Annotated in this window: 12 protein-coding genes; 7 read left to right on the top strand and 5 right to left on the bottom strand. The window is 60.8% G+C overall.

Annotation, left to right across the window (positions count from 1 at the left end; translation table 11 throughout):
* Window positions 1-59 precede the first annotated feature (59 nt).
* Together cra and ACJO3M_RS12325 are read left to right on the top strand one after the other, a co-directional pair.
* The gene (gene cra, locus ACJO3M_RS12330; RefSeq protein WP_407001654.1) at window positions 60-1,073 is read left to right on the top strand and encodes a catabolite repressor/activator; all 1,014 of its coding nucleotides are present in this window, start codon (window positions 60-62) and stop codon (window positions 1,071-1,073) included.
* A 133-nt stretch (window positions 1,074-1,206) separates the two neighbouring features.
* Window positions 1,207-1,929 carry a Crp/Fnr family transcriptional regulator gene (locus ACJO3M_RS12325; protein ID WP_407001653.1) on the top strand — a complete coding sequence of 241 codons (723 nt, stop codon included), beginning with the start codon at window positions 1,207-1,209 and terminating at the stop codon, window positions 1,927-1,929.
* Window positions 1,930-1,967: 38 nt separating this feature from the next.
* On the opposite strand, the gene ACJO3M_RS12320 is transcribed toward ACJO3M_RS12325, so the two are convergent.
* Window positions 1,968-3,335, bottom strand: a complete 1,368-nt coding sequence (locus tag ACJO3M_RS12320; protein WP_407001652.1) for a diguanylate cyclase domain-containing protein — start codon at window positions 3,333-3,335, stop codon at window positions 1,968-1,970.
* 226 nt (window positions 3,336-3,561) lie between these two features.
* Here ACJO3M_RS12320 and ACJO3M_RS12315 point away from each other — a divergent pair, with 226 nt between their 5' ends.
* Together ACJO3M_RS12315 and ACJO3M_RS12310 are read left to right on the top strand one after the other, a co-directional pair.
* Entirely contained in the window at window positions 3,562-4,179 is a 618-nt protein-coding gene (locus ACJO3M_RS12315) for a PAS domain S-box protein (RefSeq protein WP_407001651.1), read from the top strand.
* Complete coding sequence (locus tag ACJO3M_RS12310) at window positions 4,179-6,707, top strand: chemotaxis protein CheB (protein WP_407001650.1); 2,529 nt, start codon at window positions 4,179-4,181, stop codon at window positions 6,705-6,707. The genes ACJO3M_RS12315 and ACJO3M_RS12310 overlap by 1 nt, the downstream gene beginning before the upstream one ends.
* 36 nt (window positions 6,708-6,743) lie before the next feature.
* Here ACJO3M_RS12310 and ACJO3M_RS12305 read toward each other — a convergent pair whose 3' ends face one another.
* The 3 genes from ACJO3M_RS12305 to ACJO3M_RS12295 all read right to left on the bottom strand — a co-directional run bounded on the left by ACJO3M_RS12305 (window position 6,744) and on the right by ACJO3M_RS12295 (window position 11,325).
* The gene (locus ACJO3M_RS12305; protein WP_407001649.1) at window positions 6,744-8,990 is read right to left on the bottom strand and encodes a helicase C-terminal domain-containing protein; all 2,247 of its coding nucleotides are present in this window, start codon (window positions 8,988-8,990) and stop codon (window positions 6,744-6,746) included.
* Window positions 8,987-10,693: a VRR-NUC domain-containing protein gene (locus ACJO3M_RS12300; RefSeq protein WP_407001648.1), complete on the bottom strand. Its 1,707-nt coding sequence runs from the start codon at window positions 10,691-10,693 to the stop codon at window positions 8,987-8,989. Before ACJO3M_RS12300 ends, ACJO3M_RS12305 begins: the two co-directional genes overlap by 4 nt.
* Before the next feature lie 194 nt (window positions 10,694-10,887).
* Window positions 10,888-11,325, bottom strand: coding sequence for a DUF4864 domain-containing protein (locus tag ACJO3M_RS12295; protein ID WP_407001647.1), 438 nt, complete (start codon window positions 11,323-11,325; stop codon window positions 10,888-10,890).
* A 136-nt stretch (window positions 11,326-11,461) separates the two neighbouring features.
* Between ACJO3M_RS12295 and recC the strand changes: the two genes are divergently transcribed.
* From recC to recD, 3 genes are read left to right on the top strand one after another with little or no spacing between them, the layout of a single operon-like run.
* On the top strand, window positions 11,462-15,055 hold the full coding sequence (gene recC, locus ACJO3M_RS12290; RefSeq protein WP_407001646.1) for an exodeoxyribonuclease V subunit gamma: 3,594 nt from the start codon (window positions 11,462-11,464) through the stop codon (window positions 15,053-15,055).
* Window positions 15,052-18,774 carry an exodeoxyribonuclease V subunit beta gene (recB, locus tag ACJO3M_RS12285; RefSeq protein WP_407001645.1) on the top strand — a complete coding sequence of 1,241 codons (3,723 nt, stop codon included), beginning with the start codon at window positions 15,052-15,054 and terminating at the stop codon, window positions 18,772-18,774. Before recC ends, recB begins: the two co-directional genes overlap by 4 nt.
* Window positions 18,771-21,044 (top strand): exodeoxyribonuclease V subunit alpha, encoded by a 2,274-nt coding sequence (gene recD / locus ACJO3M_RS12280; protein WP_407001644.1) that lies wholly within the window; start codon window positions 18,771-18,773, stop codon window positions 21,042-21,044. Before recB ends, recD begins: the two co-directional genes overlap by 4 nt.
* Window positions 21,045-21,225: 181 nt before the next feature.
* Here recD and ACJO3M_RS12275 read toward each other — a convergent pair whose 3' ends face one another.
* Window positions 21,226-23,034, bottom strand: coding sequence for an ABCB family ABC transporter ATP-binding protein/permease (locus ACJO3M_RS12275; RefSeq protein ID WP_407001643.1), 1,809 nt, complete (start codon window positions 23,032-23,034; stop codon window positions 21,226-21,228).
* Window positions 23,035-23,198 lie beyond the last annotated feature (164 nt).

Genomic DNA, 23,198 nt, shown 5'->3' with positions numbered 1-23,198 from the left:
TATGATCAGAAATCAAGCAATCTCTGGATGTCGAAAACAAACCGAGGGAGTAGCCGTTCATGACACTCGCCGAACTAGCCCGCCTGGCCGGTGTATCAAGAACCACCGCCAGCTATGTCATCAATGGCCAGGGCGCGGCACGGCGGATCAAGCCGGACACCATCGACAAGGTTCTGGCGGTGGCTCGCGAACATAACTTCCAGCCAGATACCCAGGCCGCCGCCCTGCGCGGAGGCGCGAGCCGAACGCTGGGATTCATCCTGCCGGATCTGGAGAACACCAGTTACGCCCGGCTCGCCAAACTGCTGGAACAAGGCGCCCGCGCCCAGGGCTACCAGTTGCTGATTGCCGGCTCGGACGATAACCCGGACACCGAAAAGGCGTTGGCCCTGGCCCTCAAGGCGCGGCGCTGCGATGCGCTGATCGTCGCCAGTGCCCTGGCCCGGGACGATTCTTTCTACCCTGGATTACAGCAGGACGGCCTGCCGGTGATTGCGGTGGACCGGGCCCAGTCACCGGATGTGATCCGCTGCGTGGTCAGCGACAACAAGACCGCAGCGGAAGCATTGACCCGGTCCGTGCTGGACAGTGATACCGCGACCATCGCCTGGCTGGATGCCGTACCCGGGATTGCCATGACACGGGAGCGCCGCGAGGGTTTTCTGGCCGCCGCCGATCACGCCGGTGTCACAACCATCGTAGAGAGCGGCCCCCATTACGACCGCGCCTCCGGTGCCGCAATGATGCAGCGCATTCTCCGGGATCAGGGCCTTCCAGACGCCCTGGTAACCGCATCCTACACCCTGCTTCAGGGGGTTCTGGATGTGCTGCTCGAACAACCCGGGGGACTGCCGGACAACCTGCGCCTGGCCACCTTCGGCGATGACCGCCTGCTGGACTTCCTGCCCCTTGCGGTAAACTCCCTGCCCCAGAACCACGAGGCCATTGCCAATGCGACCCTGGCCCAGGCGATAGCCGCTATTGGACATGAGAGCGCAGTTAAAACGGTCACCATTAACCGGACGCTCAAAAAGCGACCAGTGGCCAGACTCAACGGCGGAGACCATCATTAAACGATAATGTTGCAGCCAGAATGATGACTTTGTGTTAGCTTCATGTGGTTAATGGCGTGCACACTCCAGCCCGTCACCGAACACCAGCACAGGACATGCCCTCATCAACCACAACTCTGCCAGGGAGGTGACAATGACTGACACATCAATCGTCCCCGAGCAGAATCATCTGCTGGCCGCCTTGCCGGACAGTGCCAAAGAACGGATTTTTCCTCGGCTCAAACTGGTTGAAATGAAGCTGGGCGACGTGATTTACGAATCCGGCCAGCCCATCGATTTTGTCTATTTCCCGACCAATTGCATCATTTCACTGCTTTACGTGATGCTCAGCGGCGCTTCCGCCGAAATCTCGGTGGTGGGTAACGAGGGTATGGCCGGTATTGCGGTATTCATGGGGGGAGACAGCACCCCCAGCCGTTCCATCGTGCAAAGCCGGGGCTATGCTTACCGGATGCCCTCGTCGGAACTCAAGGGTGAGTTCAACAACGACGCCGACGTGCGGGTCCTGATGCTGCGCTATACCCAGGCGTTGATCACCCAGATGTCCCAGACCGCCGTATGCAATCGCCACCACTCGATCGATCAGCAACTGTGTCGCTGGCTGCTGCTATCCCTTGATCGCCTTCCAGACAACCAGCTGACGATGACCCAGGAGCTGATCGCCAACATGCTGGGCGTCCGCCGGGAAGGCGTCACCGAGGCCGCTGGCAAGCTGCAGAAACTGGGCGTCATCGAGTATCATCGCGGCCACATAGCGGTCCTTGACCGGTCGCGCCTCGAAGCGCTTTCCTGTGAATGCTACGCCGTGGTGAAGCGGGAAACCGACCGTCTGGCTACCGACCACCTGAAGTACTAGTGTCCCGCCTGGCTAATTCGTTAACCTACTGCGGGACACTAGGTTGATTGTTGTCTTTCCGGGACAGGAGTCAGCCCCCCGATCACGGGCCGCCGGTTCAGTATCTTGACCTGGTACATGGCAGTATCCGCTTGTTTCAGGAGCTCCTCGGCGGTCTCGCCGTTGTCGGGATACACGCTCACCCCGATACTGAGCTTGAGCGCCACCTCATGCCCTTCGATATCTATGGGAACAGCAACCGCTTCGCGTATTTTGTCGGCCACGGCAAAGGCGTGATCGGGCTGGGCGATCTCGCTTAACAACACTACAAACTCATCGCCACCATAGCGGCAGATAGTATCCGTCGCCCTTACACAACTCTGCAGTTTGCCGGCCAGTGCCGCCAGGATAATGTCGCCGCTGTCATGACCGAGAACATCATTGATATCCTTGAAATTATCAAGGTCAATAAACAGCAGGCCCATCTGTTTACAGTGCCGCTTCGCCAGTGCCAGAGACTGGTCAAACCGCTCATAGAATGCGTTGCGGTTGTGCAGACCGGTCAGCTCATCATGCTGGGCAAGATACGCCATGCGGGCGGTGGTTTCCCGGGAAAAGCGGGCGTCATGGAATACAATCACAGCTCCGACAACGACACCGAAGCGGTTGTGGATAGGCGCCGCCGAGTCTTCGATCGCCAGCTCTACGCCATCTTTGGCCACCAACAGTGCGTTCGCTTCCAGTGCCACAATGCTGTCTGACTGAATGGCGCGCCGGGCCGGATCAGCTTTCGGTTTGTGGGTACTCGCGTCCACCACACGAAAAATGTCACTCAAGGGCCGCCCGATGGCCTCGTAGCGGCTGAAGCCCGTCAGCGTCTCCGCCACCAGATTCATGTAGGAAACCCGCCCGTCAATATCAGTGCTCAACACCGCGTCACCAATGGAGTCGAGGGTGACCTGGGCCCGCTCCTTCTCCTCGTACAGCTGTTCCTCGGCCTTCCGCCCCGCCCGCTCACGGGCTTTATAGATGGTGATATCCTCTATCGTATGCACATAGCCAGCGCCGGGCACATTATCGGTCAGCATCGCCGCGTTGTGGCGGGCCCAGATAACCTCTCCGTTTGCACGCTTTAACCGCGCTTCACACAGGAACGCCTTATGCCCCTGCACCGCCGCGTTCCAGTGCCGAAGGATCCTGTCATGATCCAGCGGGTGGACAACCGAACTCCAGTGCGATCCGATCAGCTCGTCCGCGGGCCAGCCACAGAGCTTCTGATAGGCCGCATTGCTATAGAGGCATTTGCCATGTTGGTCCGTCACCAGGATGCCCAACGGCAGGGCATCACTCAGTGGAATGCTCTTTTCCAGGCCGGCGTTGGCCTGTGTGTCCGCCGCCATCGGGAAGAAATCTCGATATCGCAGCATGGTTTACTCCCTGTTTTCGATATTTCCGCGGCTTCACGGGTCGGCAATGTATCTTCTCTGTAACACTAGGGGCTCAGGCCGCACATCGTCCGTTCGCTAACGCACACAGGAGGATTCCTCTGGGCGGAAACACCCAACACTCGCTATTCCAGGACCTCAGGGTGGAGTAGACTCAATTGACGTAACTCTGAAGCCGGTTTTGGGGCGCACTTTTTTGGGAGACACGATGGAAGACACCCACGGAAAATCGAATGCCGGAAACCATGAACGGCTGCGCCGCAGCGCCAGGGATCTGATCGACCACGGGGTGCCGCCACCCAACCATAGCGGTACGCTCAGCGTGGATGCGCTGCAACTGCTTTACCAGCGCGCGAGCAAACCCGAATCCGCTGCCGACGCCCTCAAGCTGCTCCATGAGCTTCAGACCTATCAGGTGGAGCTTGATCTTCTGTATGAGCAGCTTCAGGCTAATGAACACGAAATCAGCGAGGAACTGGCATACTACAAGTCGCTCTATGAGCTGGCTCCCGCCGCCTATCTGATCGTCGCTAACGACGGTGACATTATTGATGGCAACCAGGCCGCAGGCGTACTTTTCGATGAATCCGCACAGCCACTGATCGGAAAGCCCCTGCAGGCGCTTCTGGCGCCCGGCCAGGAAGGTGCAGTGAACGCTCTGCTCAAAAAGACGAAAGAACAAGACTCAGGTACAAAGGGTGCCGCAAGCGTATCGGTTGAGCTCCCGGATCTCAGGAGGCTGACGATCACCGCAAATTCTGCCGTCTCCGGCGACTGTGTTCTGATGATCCTCACTGAAGCCGTGACAGGCTCCGCCAGGTCCTGATGCGTATCGTTGGTATTGGCGCGTCCGCCGGCGGCCTGGCGTCCCTTGAGGACTTCTTTCGCAATACGCCGTGCGATACCGGCATGGCGTTTCTGGTGGTACAGCATCTGGACCCGACCCAGAAGGCAATGCTGCCGGAACTCCTGCAACGCTATACCGAAATGCCGGTGTATGAAGTGGAGCAGAACATGCCGGTTCGTGCGGATTCGGTCTATGTCATCCCGCCGAACCGGGAGCTGCGGGTGGTTGATGACACCCTGAAGCTGGATCAGCCAGCGCAACCCCGGGGGCTACGCCTGCCCATCAATGTACTGTTCTCATCCCTGGCCAGCGCACAGAGTGAGCGGGCCATTGCCGTTGTACTTTCCGGCATGGGCTCTGATGGCACCCTCGGGCTGCAGGCCATCAAGGCCACTGGCGGGCTGTCGGTGGTGCAGAGTCCTGATTCGGCCCAGTTCGATGCCATGCCCAAAAGCGCCATCGCCGCGGGTTGTGCCGACATTGTGGCGCCGGCCGATGAATTACCGGAACGCATACTGGCCTATGTCCGGCGCGTTCCCGAGCCGGGCCATAGCCCGGAACATACTCCCAGGGCCCACACTTCGCTGACACGGCTGGACCCCGTCGTTCGCTTGCTGCGGCAGCACACCCGGCACGATTTTTCCCTTTACAAGCCGACGACCCTGAACCGGCGGATCGAGCGCCGCATGGCCATTCATGGCATCTCTGATCTGACCGATTACACCCGCTTCCTGACCGAAAACAACCAGGAAGTAGAGCTGTTGTTCCGGGAACTGCTGATCGGTGTTACCCAGTTTTTCCGGGATCCCGAAACCTGGGACTACCTGATCGATACGGGGCTGCCAGAACTCCTTTCCCAGCAGTCACCGGAACACACCCTGCGCGTCTGGGTAGCGGGCTGCTCAACCGGGGAGGAGGCCTATTCCCTGGCCATTGCGTTCACCGAAGCGCAGGAACACATCGGACCTGGCCGGAAACTGGACCTGCAGATCTTTGCCTCTGATATCAGCCCGGAAGCCATTACCGTGGCGCGGCGAGGGCAATACCCACTGAATATTGCAGACTCCGTGTCGGAAACCCGGCTGGCGCGCTTTTTCACCAAACACGACAATCATTACCAGATACGTCCATCGATACGGGACAAGGTATTGTTTGCCCGGCACGATGTCATTCTGGATCCACCGTTCACCAAGCTGGATCTGATTGCCTGTCGCAACTTGCTGATTTATTTCGATCTCACCCTGCAGCGCCGGATACTGCCTCTGTTCCACTACAGCCTTCGTCCCAACGGATTGTTGATGCTCGGCAGCTCGGAAACCATTGGCCGGCTGAATCATCTGTTCTCACCGCTTAAACCGAAAATGCGCCTGTACCGATGCAAACCCTTCCAATCCGACCGCCACTCTGACTTCCTGCTAAAATCGTTTCCTCCGATGTCCACCCTGCCGAAGGAGCATTCCGTGCCATCCAACCAGGTTCCCTCACAAGAGGCTGCCACCACCCTGCAATCCGCCGCGGATTATCTGCTGCTGCAGGTCTATTCACCGGCCGCTGTGGTGCTCAATGCAGACGCTGATATCGTTTATATCAGCGGGCGTACCGGCAAGTATCTGGAACCCGCAGCCGGCAAGGCCAACTGGAACATCCATGCCATGGCCCGGGAAGGGTTGCGCGAACCCCTGTATACCGCATTGAAACAAACGCCCGGCCAAACAGAACCGGTGGAGCTCACAGGATTATTGGTGAAAACCGAGGCTGGCACTCAGGCCGTTGACGTAACCCTTCAGACCATCCGTGACCCCGATGCCCTGAAGGGCATGACCATGGTGGTGTTCCGCGATGCTCCCGCGACGGCGACCTCCCGGCGCCGCAAACCGGGCTCGGCCAACGAATCGGACCACGCTGCGGAAATCCAGCGGTATCAGAAGGAAATTGAAAGCCTGCGGCAACAGGCAAAGCTGACGCGGGAGGAACTGCAGGCGTCCAACGAAGAGCTTCAGTCCACCAACGAGGAGTTGCAGTCCGCCAATGAGGAACTGACAACGTCCAAAGAAGAAATGCAGTCCATGAACGAGGAACTGCAAACCATTAACACGGAGCTGCAAACCAAGCTGGATGACCTCGCGCTCGCCCAGAGCGATATGCAGAACGTGCTCAACAGCATCGAAATCGCCGTTCTGTTCCTGGATCAGGACCTGAATGTACGGCGCTATACCGAGCGGGCCGCAGCCATTATCAGCCTGCGGGAGAACGACATCGGCCGCCCGCTCAGCGACTTGACCACCAGCCTCCGTTACCCGGAGCTTCAGGACGACGCCCGGCAAACCCTGACGACCCTGGCGGTCAGTGAGAAGCAGATTACCACCAACGATGACCGCTGGTTTTCGGTCAGGATCATACCTTACCGCAGATTGGATAATGTGATTGACGGGGTCGTCATCACCCTGGTGGATATTACTGCAACCAAAACGCTGGAATCCTCGTTACGGAAACACCCGGAATCCTGATCAGACGCCGGCGTGATCCGCGTATCAGCTACGGGGTTATTGAAACCACCATCGCGGTAACAATGAGCGGGTCGCCGGTCGCAGAAACCGGTCATCGATCAGCCAGATCACGCCCCGGTCCTCCGGGGTACGGATCACCCGCCCGGCAGCCTGGGCGACTTTCTGCAGGCCGGGAATCTGATAGGTATAGTCATAGCCGGCACCGAATCGCTGCTCAAGACGGGCCTTGAGAATCTCATGCCAGGCATCGAAGGGCGGCAGGCCGAGGGTGGCCACAAAGGCGCCGATCAATTGATCGCCAGGCAGGTCGATGCCCTCGCTGAACACACCGCCCAGAACCGCAAACGCAACACGCCCCTCAGGCTCCTGAAAGCCCGCCAGAAACTCCGCCCGCTGCTGCGGACTCATCCCGGGCTGCTGGGCTCGCTGGGGAATGTCCGGCGCCTCTCTGGCAAGGGTCTCACTGACCGCCTGTGCGTACTTGAAGCTGCTGAAAAACGCCAGGTAGTGACCGGGCCGTTCGCGGAATTGCCGGGCGATAAGGTCCGCGATGGGCTGCAGTGAGGACTCCCGGTGATTCTGACGGGTGCTGATGCCCGGCGTGAAATGCACCTGTAACTGATCAGCACTGAACGGACTGGGCAGGGACGTGAAGCGGGCATCCTCTGGCATACCCAGCAGGTCCCGGTAATAGACGCCAGGACTCAATGTGGCAGAGAACAACAGGACCGATTGCGCCGCCTCGAACCGCTCCCGCAGAAAGTCCGCCGGTATCAGGTTCTGGATGGTGAGACTGGCCCGGCCCCGGCCGGTGCGCTGGAATTCGCACAGGGAATGATCACCGAAGGACTCCGCCAGCTTCAAGAAGGCCACGCTTTCAAACAACAGTTCCTGCAGGGCAAGGTCCGGCGGATTGTCGGCCAGGTAATCGGTGAGGTTGGAGACCAAGGCTTGCAGCGCCCCCAGCAGTTGCGAAGGCAGGGTTTCCAGAAACGTCGAGGTGTCGTCGTCGGTCTGATGATCCCGGATCAGGCTCTGCCAGGCCCGGCCAGTCCGGTCAATTGCCGCCTTCAACGGCCTGGGGGCAATCTTTTTGATCTTCAGCAGTCGTTGCTGTTCCAGCCGCACGGAATACATGCCCCGGCCCCGGTCCACCAGGTTGTGGGCTTCATCCACCAGCACGCTGGCCTTCCAGTTGTTCTGACGAATCAGGCCGTGGAGCAGGGCGGACTGGTCAAACATCCGGTTCACATCGCCAATCACCACATCACACCAGCGCGCCATCTCCTGGGCGAGAAAATAGGGGCAAATGCCGTGACCGGCGGCGATCTTCGCCAATGTTTCCTGATCCAACGTGTCTTCCGTCTGTGCCGCCTCGGCCCGGGCATCCGGCAGGCGATCGAAAAAGCCTTTGGCCAGCGGGCAGGAATCACCATGGCAGGCCTTGTCCGGGTGCTCACAGGCATCGTCTTTCGACACCAGCTCCAGGGTTCGCAGCGGCCAACGTGGCAGATTCTGGGCGGCACGCAGACGGGCCACCGCATCCATGGCCAGCTGGCGGGCTGTATTGCGGCAGGTGAGGTAAACCAGCCGGTCCTGTTGCGCCACCGGCATGGCCATCAGGGCTGGAAACAGGGTACCCAGGGTTTTGCCCAGACCGGTGGGCGCCTCCAGCAATAACGTGCCGGACTTCATCGAATTCTTGTACACCGTTTCCGCCAACTGGCGTTGCCGCGGCCTGAATTCGGCGAAGGGAAACGTCAATTCGGATAACAGGGCATCCCGCAGCTCCCGGTGATGCGCTTCCTGCTCGGCCCAGGCCTTATATTGCCGGCACAGGCCTTCAAGCTCCTGCCAGAGCTCATCCGCCGTGGCGGTTTCCGTCACCGGGGTTTCCTTGTCCTTACCGGTGTCGTAGTAGATCAGCGCCAGTTCCAGTTTCTTGCGGTTTTCCTGCCGGCACAGCAGGGCACCGTACGCCCGTAATTGGGCGCGGTGTAGCGCGCGCTGATGCTCGCGAATGCGGGACAAATCGCCCCGGTGGGTCTTGATCTCTTCCAGCCGGCCTTTGTGCGGATTGTAAACATCCGCTCGCCCCGAGAGCACTAATCCCAGACACTCCCCGGTCAGTAAGTACTCGCTTTTATAGCCGTAGCCTCGCCGGGACTGAATGGCCTGATGGCCGGCCATGCCCTCTTCGGCACTGGGTGCCGGGGTATAGCGAAAGTCCAGATCACCACGACGGGCAGCGAATTCACACAGGGTACGGACGGCAACCTTCACTCGCTGTCCCCATCTGCCTGCCAGCGCACGTAACAGACACTGGCGGGCATTCCCTCGCGGGCGAAGAAGGCCAGCCAGCGACGCTGGTGATCCTGCAGCCGGTCACCGGGGCCCTTCACCTCAATCATCTCGTAACGCGGCCCGGGGCCTGCGGTATCAGGATAAAACCGGATCAGGTCCGGAAAGCCGCTGCGGTGCTCCCTGAGGTTCTGCAGCAGGCGCTCGAACAGCTGTTCCAGGTGGTGAGCCGGAATACAGTCCATGGCCATCGTCAGCAGGTCTTCCGACAACACCGGCCAGACCACGAAGGGATTGGCAATGCCCTGCTTCTCCTGCCAGGTCTCTCGGATGCGCTGCCGATAACTGCCATCCCGCAACCATGCAAAGCAGCGGTTGAAGGCTTGCTCGCGCCGCCCAACAAAGTCCTCCCGCATCAGATCCGCCGGGCCCACGTGAAAAGGATGGAAAAAGGCGCCGGGAATGGCCGCGAAAACAGTGTTCCAGCACAGCAGGCCGAACAGACCGTTGATCAGGGTGTTTTCCACATAGAACACCGGAGCCTCATCGGTTTCCAGATGCTGCTGGGCCGCCAGCTCCACCGGACCGGTATCGGGTTTCGGCACGGTGACGGTAAATTCGCGGATTGGCGGTGGTGAATCCACCACCGGCGGTGCCTCACCCATTTTCGGCGCCAGCCGTTTCAGGATACGCGCCAGCCCCTGGGCCTCGGCATCACTGAGATCCTGGGTCTGCCAACGCCGGGCGATGTTCCAGGCCTCTTCGAAACGTTTCATACGTTCCAGCAACCGAAGCTGCTTCAGCCGCGCCTCCCGGTGGTTACTGGACGCCAGCACTTCCAGCGCCAGTTCCCGCTCACCCTGCCGCTCCGCCTGCCGGCCCAGTTCAAGCAACAACCGATCCCGCCGACTGGCCAGCCAGGGATTAGCCAAAGGCCCGGGCACCTCGGGCCACACCTCAACGGCAGACACACCCTCATCCAGCCACTGCCGGCACTGGTGCATCCGCAGGTAGCAATCCACGTCCGCCCGCTGATGAAACGCCCGGGAATCGGTGGAAAAAGTCACCTGCTCGTACTGTTGATAACCCAGTTCCACCAGCACGAAATCAGTCCAGCTCTGGCGCAGGTTGCCGAAGAACATCAAACGGATGCGGTCAAACAGAGGCATATCCTGTAGCCGAACCACCGCCGGAACCTCATCACCCAACCATTCATACAAGCGCTGCGGCTCCGGGAAATGTTCCGTCAATACTTCACGCATCCGGGTTTTGGGCAGGTTCTTTGGCAGGCCCAGTTCCATCAGTAGGTTTGCAAACACCGGTCGGAGTTCGGTGAGGGTAACCAGCCGGAACAGATCATCAATCCCAAGCAAAGGGGACGACTCCAGCCAGTGACTGTCGCTCAGTTCGGCCAAGGCGTCAGCCACGGAACCCGGCAGTTCCGGATAGTTCAGCTTGTCCACCCGAAACAACTCGCCCGTTCGCATCACCATGCGCGTCAGCAGTCCCCGCGCGGCGGTAGATAGCTCGAAGAAATTACCTAAACGGGATTGCTCATCGGCGGTCAGCAGATCCCCGTGATGACTGGTCACCCACGACACGACAGTGTCCATGTTCCTCAGGTAATACAGGGGATCTTCAAGGTCCGCCGTCTGGAGGCGTTGGCCTTTAGGTTGGGTGGTCATGGTGCTCCAGGAAAATTATTAAACGAGGCAGCCGGCACAAGTTATCAAGCAATCAAGCGGGTAGGTTCTGCCAAAATCGTGCGGAGCCATGGATGGCGGAGCCGAGCGTACAGGGAAGTATTCACAGCGTATTTTGGCAGAACCTACCCGCTTGGTTGCAGTGCACCAAACTCTACGATGGCCAAGAACAAGTCTCAAATACCCAAATCCGCCGGCTGCATCTGTACACCACCGATTTTCCACTCATCTTCAACCAGCACCATCCGGTAATAGGCATCCCAGCGCTTACCCTCCGGCCCTTTCAAACGCACCACCTGAATCTCGAAATCACCGTGGGGTACCCGTCTCACAAACTCGATGGCACTGGCACGGTGAACCGCAGGATAGGCGTGCTTAACCATTTCCAGAAACACCTCCGAACTGCCGAACCGGTGCTTGATCCCATCCGACGCCATCTGCCATGCGGTTTCATCATCGTCATTGGCGAACGCCTCAATCTGCATCAGGATAGTGCCCTGGATTTCAGAATCCGTGTTATCCGCCTGGGGCGAGGCCGGTACCAGGAAAACCAACACGGCAATGAACAACAGGGCAGGAGGCCCGGTTCGGGCACGAATCAGGGACGAGATCATAAGCGGCATCCTTTAAAGGGAACCCTACCTACAGCTTACGCCATTCTTCGGTTGGCGGATGGGTTTTCGAGAAATTTCACCCGGGTTTGCGCTACTCTGTAGTCGCCACGTTTACCCGGACCCCAAAAGAGCAGGTATGCCCGAGACAAGCGCCATCGAACCCGGCTTTCACGCCATCCACGCCAACCATCTGGAAGACCTGCGCCGTGCCGTGGTGTACATCTGCCGGCAGAACCCCATGCCGCCGCTGCAGAGCGAAACCTTTCTGGTGCAGAGTAACGGCATTGCCCAGTGGCTGAAGCTGGCGCTGGCGGAGAAGCGCACGGATGACGGTGTCGAGGGCGGGCTGGGCATTGCTGCCGGCATGGACTTCCTGTTCCCGGCCCGTTTCATCTGGCAGGCCTACCGGGCGGTGCTGCCGGACGGTGAAGTGCCGGAGCAGTCTCCTTTCGACAAGCGCCGGCTGGTGTGGCGGCTCTACCGGTTGCTGCCTGAACTGGTGGGGCAGGATGAGGCCTTTACCCCACTGGCCCGCTTTCTGGAAGGCACCGACCCGGATCTGCGGAATTTCCAGCTGGCCGAAAAAGTGGCGGACCTGTTCGATCAATACCAGGTATTCCGCGCCGACTGGCTGGCCGCCTGGGAGCAGGGCAAAGATGTGATCATCACCGCCCGCGGCGAAGAAAAAGCCCTGGACCCGGAAACCCGCTGGCAACCGTTACTCTGGCGCAAGCTGGTGGAAGACGTGGGCGAAGCCTCCGATACCAGCCGCTCGCAAATCCATACCCGGTTTATGGAACAGGGCCAGCACATTCACACCCCGGCCAATCCGGCCCGGCTGCCCAGACGCATCGTGGTGTTCGGCGTGTCGTCACTGCCCCGGCAGGCGCTGGAAGCCCTGTACGTGCTCAGTCGCTTCAGCCAGGTGGTGCTGTGTGTTCACAATCCCTGTCAGTTCTACTGGGCGGATATCATCAGCGACCGGGAACTGCTGAAAGCCGAGCGCAAGCGGGGCGCAGCCCATCCGGTGTTGTCACAGATTGACGATCCGGATCAGCTGCACCAGCACGCCAACCCGCTATTGGCAGCCTGGGGCAAGCAGGGCCGGGACTATATCCGTCTGCTGGACGAGTTCGACAACCCCGACGACTATCGCAGCAGCTTCCAGACCCCGGACCAGAAGATTGATATTTTTTCGGAACACGGCGCCGGCGAGGAGCCCTGCCTGCTGCACCAGTTGCAGAACGATATCCACAACCTGACCCCGCTGCAGGAAATCCGCGAGCAGCAGCGCCAGCTGGATCTGACCCACGACCATTCCCTGGTGTTCCACGATGCCCACGGCCCCCAGCGGGAAGTGGAAATCCTGCACGACCAGCTGTTGGCTGCATTCAATGCTGATCCCGACCTGCGGCCCCGGGATGTCATCGTGATGGTGCCGGATATCAACGTCTATGCGGCCCACATCCAGGCTGTGTTCGGCCGTTACCAGCCCGGCCGCAAGCGCCATATACCCTTTACCATTTCCGATCAGGGCCAGCGTCACCACGAACCGGTGCTGATTGCCCTGGAAACCCTGATGTCACTGCCCCGCAGCCGCTTCGGCGTGAGTGAGATCATCAGCCTGCTGGAAGTGCCCGGCATCCGTGACCGTTTTGCCATCAGCGAAGAAGAGATTCCCCTGGCCCGGCGCTGGGTGGAAGGCGCCAACATCCGCTGGGGCCTGCACGGCAGGCACCGGGAAAGCCTGGACCTGCCAGCGGACCTGGAACGCAACACCTGGCAATCCGGCCTGCGGGCCATGCTGCTGGGTTACGGCATGGGCGAGGACGAACCCTGGGCCGGGGTGGAGCCTTATGGCGAGATCGGCGGCCTACAGGCAAGCCTGGCCGGGCGACTGAGTGAATTCGTGCATCAGTTGGAAAGCCTGTGGCAGGCGCTGCAAACCATCCGTACCCCAGACGAATGGGAAACCCTGTTCTCGGACATGCTGGGGCAGTTTTTCCACAAGGTCGAGGGCAGCGACCTGTTACTGCTCAACCGCTTCCGCCGCCAACTGGAACAGTGGCTGGACGATGCTCTGGCAGCCGGGCTGCAAGATCAGCAGCTGCCCCTGAACATCGTCAAGGATGTGCTTTTGGAGGGTCTGGACGAAGGCGGCCTGAACCAACGCTTCCTGGCCGGCAAGGTGAACTTCGCCACCCTGATGCCGATGCGGGCCATTCCCTTCCGCAAGGTGTGCCTGCTGGGCATGAATGATGGCGACTACCCCCGCTCCCGGCCGCCGGTGGATTTCGACCTGATGGCCCAGGATTATCGTCCGGGCGACCGTTCCCGCCGGGAAGACGACCGCTACCTGTTCCTGGAAGCCCTGCTATCGGCCCGGGAACAGCTGTACATAAGCTGGGTGGGGCGCAGCATCAAGGACGATTCCGAGCGGCCACCGTCGGTGCTGGTGGGACAGCTTCAGGACCATCTCGATAGCCTGTGGACAGCGGCAGGCGCCCCCGATGCAAAAGTCACCAAAGCCCTGACCACCCAGCACCCGCTACAACCCTTTAGCCGGGACTACTTCCCGCAAGCCAATGGTCTGGAGGAAGGCGAGGACAGCCCGCCGAAGCCGCTGGCCGAGGTGCTTCGGGCCCGCAACCTGTTCACCTACGAACGGGAATGGCGCAGCGCCCATGGCGTTGAGGAAGCCGAACAGACACAGGACGCGCTGTCCTATCAGGCTCCTGAAGAGCCTATAACCCTGAACGATCTGGCCGGCTTCCTGAAAAAGCCCATCGACACCTTCTACCAGCGCCGCCTGCAGGTACGCTTTGACGATGTGGAAGACGAAGACACCGACAACGAAAACTTCGACCTGAATGGCCTGGAGCGTTGGCGCCTGGACAACGAACTGATTCAGGAAAGCCTGCTGAAAGCCGGCACCGAGGAAGAACTGTACGAACGGCTGGAAACCACCCTGAACCGCATGGCCCGACGGGGCGATCTGGGTATGGGCGTGACCGAACACCGGCTGCGCTCCGAGCTGTCCGGACGTTTGCCGGATCTGTTCGAACGTTACCGTAACGCCCTGGCCGAATGGCCGGAGGCGGTGGCCGAGCCCCTGGCCTTCGATTACCGGTTTGAAAACGCCATCGGTTCAGTGGAAGTGGTGGATCTGATCGACAGCCTGCGCTGCAACCCCGAGGGCCAGTTGTGCCGGCTGGTGGTCGCCAGTTCCGGCCTGCTGACCGGCTCCGGTTACAGCAAGAAAGTACGTTACGCCAACCTGATGCGGGACTGGGTGATTCACCTGGCCGGTCAGCTCAGCGGGCAGCCCTTCGAAACCCTGATCTTGGGCAAGGAAGAAGGCCGCAAGTTCCGCTTTGCCCCGATGGCGCCGGAACAGGCCCGGCAGCATTTCGACGCGATCCTCAGCCGCTGGATGGACGCCACCACCCGGGCACTGCCGATTCACTGCGAAGCCGGCTTTGCCTGGATTACCAGCTTCTACCAGAGCAAGAAATTCCTGGGCGACCACGAACGGGCGATCAGTGATGCGGAGCAGGCCTACAGCACAGCCCTGGAACGGGACACGGGCTACCTGCGGGGGGCGTTCGAGAACGCAGAGTTACTGCTGGCCAGTGGTGAATTCGAAGCCCTCTTGCATGAACTCTATGTGCCCCTGTGGGAAGCAGAGCAGGACAAGTCGGCCGCAGAGCAGATCGGGAGCATGGAATGACTGACCAGATGAACAACCGCAATCCGAATCTGAACCCGTTAACCCTGCCCCTGAGCGGCAGCGCCCTGATCGAAGCCAGTGCCGGTACCGGCAAAACCTTCACCATTGCCATTCTTTATGTGCGCCTGGTGCTGGGCCATGGCCAGCCAACCGACAGCCCGCTGCAGAACCTGCTGCCGCCCAACCTGCTGGTGGTGACCTTTACCGATGCCGCCACCAAGGAACTGCGGGACCGTATCCGTACCCGCCTGACCCAGGCCGCCGAGGTGTTTTCCGATGCGCCGGACGAAGCCGATCCGCCGGCGGAAACGGCGCTGATCTATCAGCTACGCAAAGACAGCTACCCGGACCCGGCCACCTGGCCGGAGTGCCGCAAGAAGCTGCTGCTGGCCGCGGAATGGATGGACGAGGCCGCCGTCTCCACCATTCATGCCTGGTGTAACCGCATGCTCAGCGAGCACGCCTTCGACAGCGGCAGCCTGTTCAAGCTCACCCTGGAAACCGACCAGAGCGAGCTACTGGACGAAGTGGCCCGGGATTACTGGCGCACGTTTGTTTACCCGCTGCCACCGGCAATGATGGACGAAGCCCTGAGCCATTGGAAAACCCCGGCTGACCTGCGCAAGGCCGTGCGCAACCTGATCGATGACCCGGAGAGCCTGGGCACACCGCCGGAAAACGTGCACCAGGCCATCAATCAGGTGGTGAGCGAACGCCTGGAACGATCGCAGGAACTGAAGGCAAAACCCTGGGCTCAGTGGCAGGGGGAAGTGATCGACCTGCTGAACGAGCTGAACAAGAGCAAACGGCTCCATGGCGGCAGCAAGAACGCCATGGTGAAAACCTGGGACACTCTGATTGCCTGGACCGAATCCGAGGACCTGCTGCCGGAAGGCCTCGATAAGGCCGGCTTCAGGAACCAGACCCCCGAAGGCCTGGACAATATTCTGAAAGGGGATGACTCCGCCCCCCATCACCCGGCCTTCGAGGCTATCGAAGCCCTGATGGCATTCAGCCAGAACCCGCCCAGCGCCAAATCCGACATCCTGCGCCACGCCAGCAACTGGATTGCCGAACGGCTGGAATCGGAAAAACAGAAGCGCTCGGAAATGGGCTTTGATGACCTGCTCACCCGCCTGGACGACGCCCTGCACGGCCCCCGGGGCGACCAGCTGGCCGCCACCATCCGCCGCCAGTTCCCGGTGGCGTTGATTGACGAATTCCAGGACACCGACCCGGTGCAGTACCGCATCTTCAACCGGGTCTATAACGTGGCCGGCAGCGACCCGGACACCTGCCTGCTGATGATCGGTGACCCGAAACAGGCCATCTACGGCTTCCGCGGCGCGGATATCCACACCTATCTGCAGGCCCGCCAGGGCGTACAGCAAAGCACCTACACCCTGGGCAGGAACTTCCGTTCCGCCAAACCCATGGTGGCTGCGGTAAACCGGGTGTTCGAACACAGCGACCAGCACAGCCGCGACGGCGCCTTCCTGTTTGGCAAGGGTGAGAGCTCGCCGCTGCCGTTCCAGGGGGTGGATGCCAACGGCACCAAACGACTGTGGTCAATCAACGGCGAGCTGCAGCCGAGCCTGGTGTTCTGGACCCACGAATCCGATGAAGAGGGCAAAGACGGCAACCCGAAAGGCCTGGCCAAGGGCGCGGCTACCGCCGATGTGGCCGAGACCTGCGCCAGCGAAATCGCCCGCCTGCTGACCCTGGGTCAGGCCGGACAGGCCGGTTTCGCCGTACCGGACAACCCGGATGACCTGGATCCGGTCACGCCAAAAGACATCGCCATCCTGGTCAACAACCGCAACGAAGCCGGCGCGGTGCGGGACGCGCTCGGCCGCCGTCGTATCAAGAGCGTGTACCTGTCGGACCGGGATTCGGTGCTGACGTCTCAGGAAGCCAAAGAAATGCTGTGCTGGCTGCGGGCCTTTGCCGAGCCCCGGCAGTTGGCCTACATCCGCGCGGCCCTGGCCACACCGACACTGGGGCAGTCCTGGCAGGCCATGAATCTGTTACTCACCGATGAGATCGCCCTGGAGCGGGAAATCGAACGCTTTATGGGTTACCAACAGCAATGGCAGAAACAGGGTGTGCTGCCGATGCTGCGCAGCTTCCTGGTGGATTTCCAGGTGCCCGGCCGGTTGCTGCAGCGGGCCGATGGTGAACGGCGGCTGACCGACATTCTGCACATCGCCGAACTGCTGCAGCAGGACAGCCTGCAACTGGACGGTGAACACGCCCTGGTCCATCACTACACCCAGGTCCTGCGGGCGGCGGACGAGGAAGACGAACACCGCACCCTGCGCCTGGAAAGCGATGCCGGGCTGGTAAAAGTGATTACCGTGCACAAATCCAAGGGTCTGGAATACCCGCTGGTGTTCCTGCCTTTCGGCACCGCTTACCGCGCCCAGAGTGAAAAGCAGGCCTTTGTGCGCTACCACGACGATAAGGGCACACTGATCACCGTGTTCGACCCGACCCCCGAAGACGTCGCCAAAGCCGATCAGGAACGACTGGGAGAAGACATCCGCAAACTCTACGTGGCCCTGACCCGCGCCCGCTTCGCCACCTGGGTGGGCGCTGCCGCCATCGACAACTGGCAGCAAAGCGGACTGGGCTACCTGGTCACCGGCGAAGCGGAGAGCCTAATCCCGGATTGCCTGGGCAGACTGGCCGATGGCGGACCGGAAATCACCGTGACCCCGCTGCCGGAGGCGGAAGAAACCCAATACACTGAGCAGGCTCCCGAAGCCCTTGGGCCGGCGCTGGTTTCTGCCCGGGAGGCGAAAGAGGATTGGTGGATTGCCAGTTACTCCTCCATCGAATACACCGGGATGACCGGCACCGGAATCGCCTTCACGGGAGAAGTGGAAGACGCCCAGACCCAGAACCTGCTGGAAGAAAGCGCCCAGGATGAAGGGGAAGAAACCATGCCAGCGCCGGACACCCGCAACCACCACAACTTCCCCAAAGGCGCCGGCCCCGGCACCTTCCTGCACGATTTACTGGAATGGTGTAGCCAGCAGGGCTTCCAGCGAGTTGTGGATAACCCCGCCATGCTGCGGGAACAACTCAGCCGCCGGTGCAGCACCCGCGGCTGGTCTGACTGGGTAGCGCCGCTGGAGCAGTGGCTGCTGTCACTGATCACCAGCCCCCTGCGGCTGGATCGCTCCGGCAGCGAATCCGTCAGCCTGGGTGAGCTGTCTGCCCTGCGCCCGGAGCTGGAGTTCTGGTTCGAAAGCCGCAACGTCAGTATCACAAAGCTCGATCAGTTGGTTACCCAAAACACTCTGAATCGCGCTGACCGGCCCCGGGTGGAGGAGAACCACTTCAACGGCATGCTCAAAGGCTTTATTGATCTGGTGTTCGAACACAACGGGCAGTATTACGTGCTGGACTACAAATCCAATACCCTGGGCGAGAACGACAACGCCTACACCGATCAGGCCATGGGCGACGCCATTCTCGACAAACGTTACGACCTGCAATACGTACTCTACCTGCTGGCCTTGCACCGCCTGCTGAAAGCACGGCTGCCGGATTACGATTACGACCGTCATATCGGCGGTGCCGTCTACCTGTTCCTGCGCGGGGTAAATTCAGCGACTGGAGGCGCCTTCACCGACAAACCACCGAGGGCCCTGATCGAGCAACTGGATGCCCTGTTTGATGGCGAGTCCGTATCAGGGGAGGTGGCCGCATGAGCCGGACCCGCAAATCCGAAAACCAGATCGCCCTGGACCTGGGGGATGACCTGCCGACGTCAGCCCCGCAGCAAAAAGGCACTAACCCGGTCGTCGATACTGCCGGCCTGTTGGCGAGCCTGGCGCAAACCGAAGCCCTGCTGGATCAGTGGCAACAGGCGGAATGGGTTCGCCCCCTGGATGTGGGTTTTGCCCGACTGATCCGGGAGCTCTCGGAAGAGCAGGGCGAGTGCCCGCATCCACTGATCCTGCTGCTGGCGGCCCTGACCTCCCATCAGGTGGGCCGGGGCCATGTCTGCATTGATCTGGCCAACCTGTTGGCCGATGCCGGCAACACCTTGTCGCTGCCACCGGAAGAGCCGGTTCGCGACACGCTCACCGAATCCGAAGCAGCGGAGCTCAACCATCTGAAACCCGCGGATGTGCTGGCCCGCATCACCCTTTCCGAATGTCAGTCAGCTCTGGACGCCTCTAATGCCGTTAGTGATGGCTCACTTACATCGCCATTGGTCTTGAACGGAACCCGGCTGTACCTGCGCCGTTTCTGGCGATACGAACAGCGTATTGCTGAAGGCATTTTGCAGCGCCTTGCCCTGCCGTCGCCCCTGACAAACCCCGACGCCGGCCCGGCCCGAACTCTGTCCAAAGCCCTTGGCCAACTGTTCCGGTCAGCGGAAGCGGTGGATTACCAGAAACTCGCCTGCGCCCTCGCTGCCCGTAACCGCTTTGCCGTCATCACCGGCGGACCAGGCACTGGTAAGACCACCACCGTGGTCAACCTGCTGGCAGCGTTGCAGGCCATAGCGGGAGAAACCCCGGAGCGGGCCGGCCGCAAATACCGCATCCGTTTGGCGGCGCCCACCGGCAAGGCCGCTGCGCGTCTGAATGAATCGATCGGCGGTGCGGTCAGTCGTTTACCACTGGACCAGTTGCCGGGCAACGTGCAACTCGAAGACATTCCCGCCAAAGTCACGACCCTGCACCGCCTGCTCGGCAGCCGGCCCGATACCCGTAAGTTCCGCCATAATAGGGACAACCCGCTGCTGGTGGATATCCTGGTGATCGACGAAGCCTCCATGGTGGACGTGGACCTGATGGCCTCGGTGATTGACGCCCTGCCCGCCAACGCCCAGCTGATCCTGCTGGGGGACAAGGACCAACTGGCCTCGGTGGATGCCGGTGCGGTGCTCGGGGAGTTGTGCCAGCGGGCTCTGGACGCCCACTACACCGAGGAAACCGGCCAGTGGTTGCAGGCGATAACCGCAGATCCGGTGCCGCACGCGCTGATCGACCCGGACGGCCAGGCCCTGGACCAGGCCGTAGCCATGCTGCGCAAGAGTTACCGGTTCCAGGAAGACAGCGGCATTCGCCGGCTTGCCGAAGCGGTGAACACCAGCACCCTGGATGCCAGCGTGCTACGACAGAGCCGCGATGGCGGGTTCGACGACGTTATCTGGCTCAACGGTCACCAACCGAAACCGGAACTGGAAGAGTCCCTGGCGCTGATCTGCCGCCATGCCGTATCCGGCACGCCGGAGGCGTTCCGCAACGCCGGTCAGGATCGGGTAGTGAAGGAAAAGCGGTTGCCGCCCCCGGTCGGTTACCGGTGTTATCTGGAAAGGATGAACAATCACGGCCTGACCGACAGCAGTTCTCGCGAAGACTGGGACGCCCTGGCAGTTAATGTCCTGGAGGCCTTCTATGATTTCCAGGTCCTCTGCGCCCTGCGCAAGGGCCCCTGGGGTGTGGAAGGGCTCAACGACCGGATCGCCCGGCACCTGCTGGCCGAGAAACTGATTCCCCGGGCCGAAGGCTGGTACGCCGGCCGGCCGGTGCTCATCACCGGTAACGACTACAACCTGGGCCTGATGAACGGGGATATCGGCATTGCCTTCAACGTGCCCTGGGACAAAACCGAATCCGGTGAGCCCAAATACACCCTGCGGGTCGCCTTCCCGAGCGGAGACAGCAGCGGCGGCATCCGCTGGATCTCTCCCAGCCGGCTGCAGCAACTGGAAACCGTGTACGCGATGACCGTGCACAAGTCCCAGGGCTCGGAGTTCAACCATACCTGCCTGGTACTGCCGGACCGGCTCAGCCCGGTAATGACCAAGGAGCTGATCTACACTGGCATTACCCGCGCCAGAAACTGGTTCAGCCTGATTACCGGCGATGCCCAGGTGCTGAAGGACAGTGTGGGGCAGCAGGTGGTCCGGGCCTCCGGGCTGGCGCTTAGGCTTGCTGATAACGAGCCCCCGGGACGCCAGTAAGCGGAGGGCCCTGCCAAAACACGCTCCTTCGGCACATCCATGTGACGCTCGGGCTCCGCCCTTCAGCGCTTTTTGCTCCTGCGTCGCGCTGAAGGTCCAGGGCAGGCCATCCATGGCCAGCCCGTGAAGAGCTATTCGCTCTTCACCCATGGCTCCGCACGGTTTTGGCGAGGCCCTCCGCTTACTGGCTCAACTGGGAGTTATCATCGCTCCGATGCTGCTGCTCCCACAGATGTGCATAGCGGCCACCCCGGGCTAACAGGTCGTTGTGGTGGCCGCTTTCCACAATCCGGCCGCCATCCATTACCAGAATGGCGTCGGCATCCCGCACCGTGGAAAGTCGGTGGGCGATGACCAACGTCGTCCGCTGCTGGCTGACTTCCTTCAACGCCCCCAGAATGGCCTGCTCGGACAGCGAATCCAGTGACGACGTGGCCTCGTCCAGAATCAGCAGCGGCGGGTTCTTCAGAATCACCCGGGCAATGGCCACCCGCTGCTTTTCGCCACCGGACAGTTTCAGCCCGCGTTCACCGACCCGGGTCTCGTAGCCATCGGGCAGGCTGTGGATAAAGTCTTCCAGATGCGCCATACGCGCCGCTTGGTACACCTCTTCCTCGCTGGCCTCCGGTCGGCCATAGGCCAGGTTGCGATAAAGCGTATCGTTGAACAGCACCGTATCCTGGGGCACCACGCCGATGGCGGCGCGCAGGCTGTCCTGGGTGACGTTGCGGATATCCTGACCATCAATGGTAATAGCGCCCTTATCCACATCAAAGAAACGGAACAGCAGCCGGGCGAGGGTAGACTTGCCGGCACCGCTGGCGCCGACCACGGCCACGGTATGGCCCGCCGGAATCGAAAAATCCACGTCCCGCAGAATCGGGCGGTCCGGGCGGTAGGCAAAATGGACGTGGCGGAAGCGAACCTCTCCGTTATCCACAGCCAGAGCCCTGGCATCAGGAGCGTCCTCAATGCCCGGCTGGTCACCCAGCAGCCCGAACAGACGCTCCACATTCACCAGCGCCTGACGGATTTCGCGGTAGACAAACCCCAGGGCATTCAGCGGGATAAACAGTTGCAACAGGTAGGCGTTGATCATGGTGAAGTCACCCAGGGTGATCTCGCCGCTGGCCACTTCCCGCACGGCCATGGCCATAATGGCAATCATCGCCAGACCGATGATCAAGGCCTGACCCGAGTTCAGGGCCGCCAGTGACAACCGGTTTTTCAGACGGGCCTTTTCCCAATCTTCCAGATCCCGGTCATACAGTTGAGCCTCAAAGTTCTCGTTATTGAAATACTTCACCGTCTCGTAGTTAAGCAGACTGTCCACTGCACGGGAATTGGACTGGTTGTCCCGGGCATTGGCTTCCCGTACGAACTTGGTCCGCCACTCGGTAATTTTGATGGAGAAGACCACGTAAACGACCACCGCCACCAAAATCGCCAGCACGTAGCCCACGTTGAACACCACCAGCAGAATCCCTGCGACCAGCAGGATTTCCAGAATGGTGGGCACTATGTTGAACAGGGTAAAACGCAGCAGGAAACTGATGCCATTGGTACCGCGCTCGATATCCCGGGCCAGGCCACCGGTCTTCCGGTCCAGATGAAAGGCCAGTTCCCGATTGTGCAGATGTTCAAACACCCGCAACGACACCCGCCGCATCGCTCGCTCCGCTACCCGGGCAAACACCGCATCCCGCAGCTCACTGAACAGGGTGCTGCCAAACCGGAGCAGGCCGTAGGCCACCACCAGCAGGACCGGAATCCACAACAGCAATTCGCCGCCCCGGTTCTGGTCCAGGTAATCGACGATGTACTTCAGCGCCACCGGCGTCGCCACGGTGGCCAGCTTGGAGATCACCAGAAAGCCCAGGGCCAGGAATACACGGCCGCGGAATTCCGCCAGATAGGGCCAGAGACCGGCTATTACCTTCCAGTCCGGTTTGTGGTCAGCGGGGTAGTCGTTATCGGCGTAAGCGCGCACTAGGGGGTATCCTTTGGTAGTTTTGTCGGATTACGCTGCGCTAATCCGACCTACGGTCTCCAGAGTTTGGGAGCGCGGGTGGGTGGCAGGGTCTTCCGGGACCGTCAAAAACCAGGGATGGTTTTTGCCGAGCGTACAGGGACGTATTCACAGCGTGTCCCGGA

The sequence above is a fragment of the Marinobacter alkalisoli genome (assembly GCF_045449795.1).
Taxonomy (GTDB): Bacteria; Pseudomonadota; Gammaproteobacteria; order Pseudomonadales; family Oleiphilaceae; genus Marinobacter.
The sequence above is the reverse complement of the archived record's forward strand: the minus strand, read 5'-3'. Positions and strand labels throughout refer to the sequence as shown.

Bases quoted from the DNA above. Each gene is read 5' to 3' on its own strand.
- cra (WP_407001654.1), top strand. From the start codon at position 60: ATGACACTCGCCGAACTAGCCCGCCTGGCCGGTGTATCAAGAACCACC.
- ACJO3M_RS12325 (WP_407001653.1), top strand. From the start codon at position 1,207: ATGACTGACACATCAATCGTCCCCGAGCAGAATCATCTGCTGGCCGCC.
- ACJO3M_RS12320 (WP_407001652.1), bottom strand. From the start codon at position 3,335: ATGCTGCGATATCGAGATTTCTTCCCGATGGCGGCGGACACACAGGCC.
- ACJO3M_RS12315 (WP_407001651.1), top strand. From the start codon at position 3,562: ATGGAAGACACCCACGGAAAATCGAATGCCGGAAACCATGAACGGCTG.
- ACJO3M_RS12310 (WP_407001650.1), top strand. From the start codon at position 4,179: ATGCGTATCGTTGGTATTGGCGCGTCCGCCGGCGGCCTGGCGTCCCTT.
- ACJO3M_RS12300 (WP_407001648.1), bottom strand. From the start codon at position 10,693: ATGACCACCCAACCTAAAGGCCAACGCCTCCAGACGGCGGACCTTGAA.
- ACJO3M_RS12295 (WP_407001647.1), bottom strand. From the start codon at position 11,325: ATGATCTCGTCCCTGATTCGTGCCCGAACCGGGCCTCCTGCCCTGTTG.
- recC (WP_407001646.1), top strand. From the start codon at position 11,462: ATGCCCGAGACAAGCGCCATCGAACCCGGCTTTCACGCCATCCACGCC.
- recB (WP_407001645.1), top strand. From the start codon at position 15,052: ATGACTGACCAGATGAACAACCGCAATCCGAATCTGAACCCGTTAACC.
- recD (WP_407001644.1), top strand. From the start codon at position 18,771: ATGAGCCGGACCCGCAAATCCGAAAACCAGATCGCCCTGGACCTGGGG.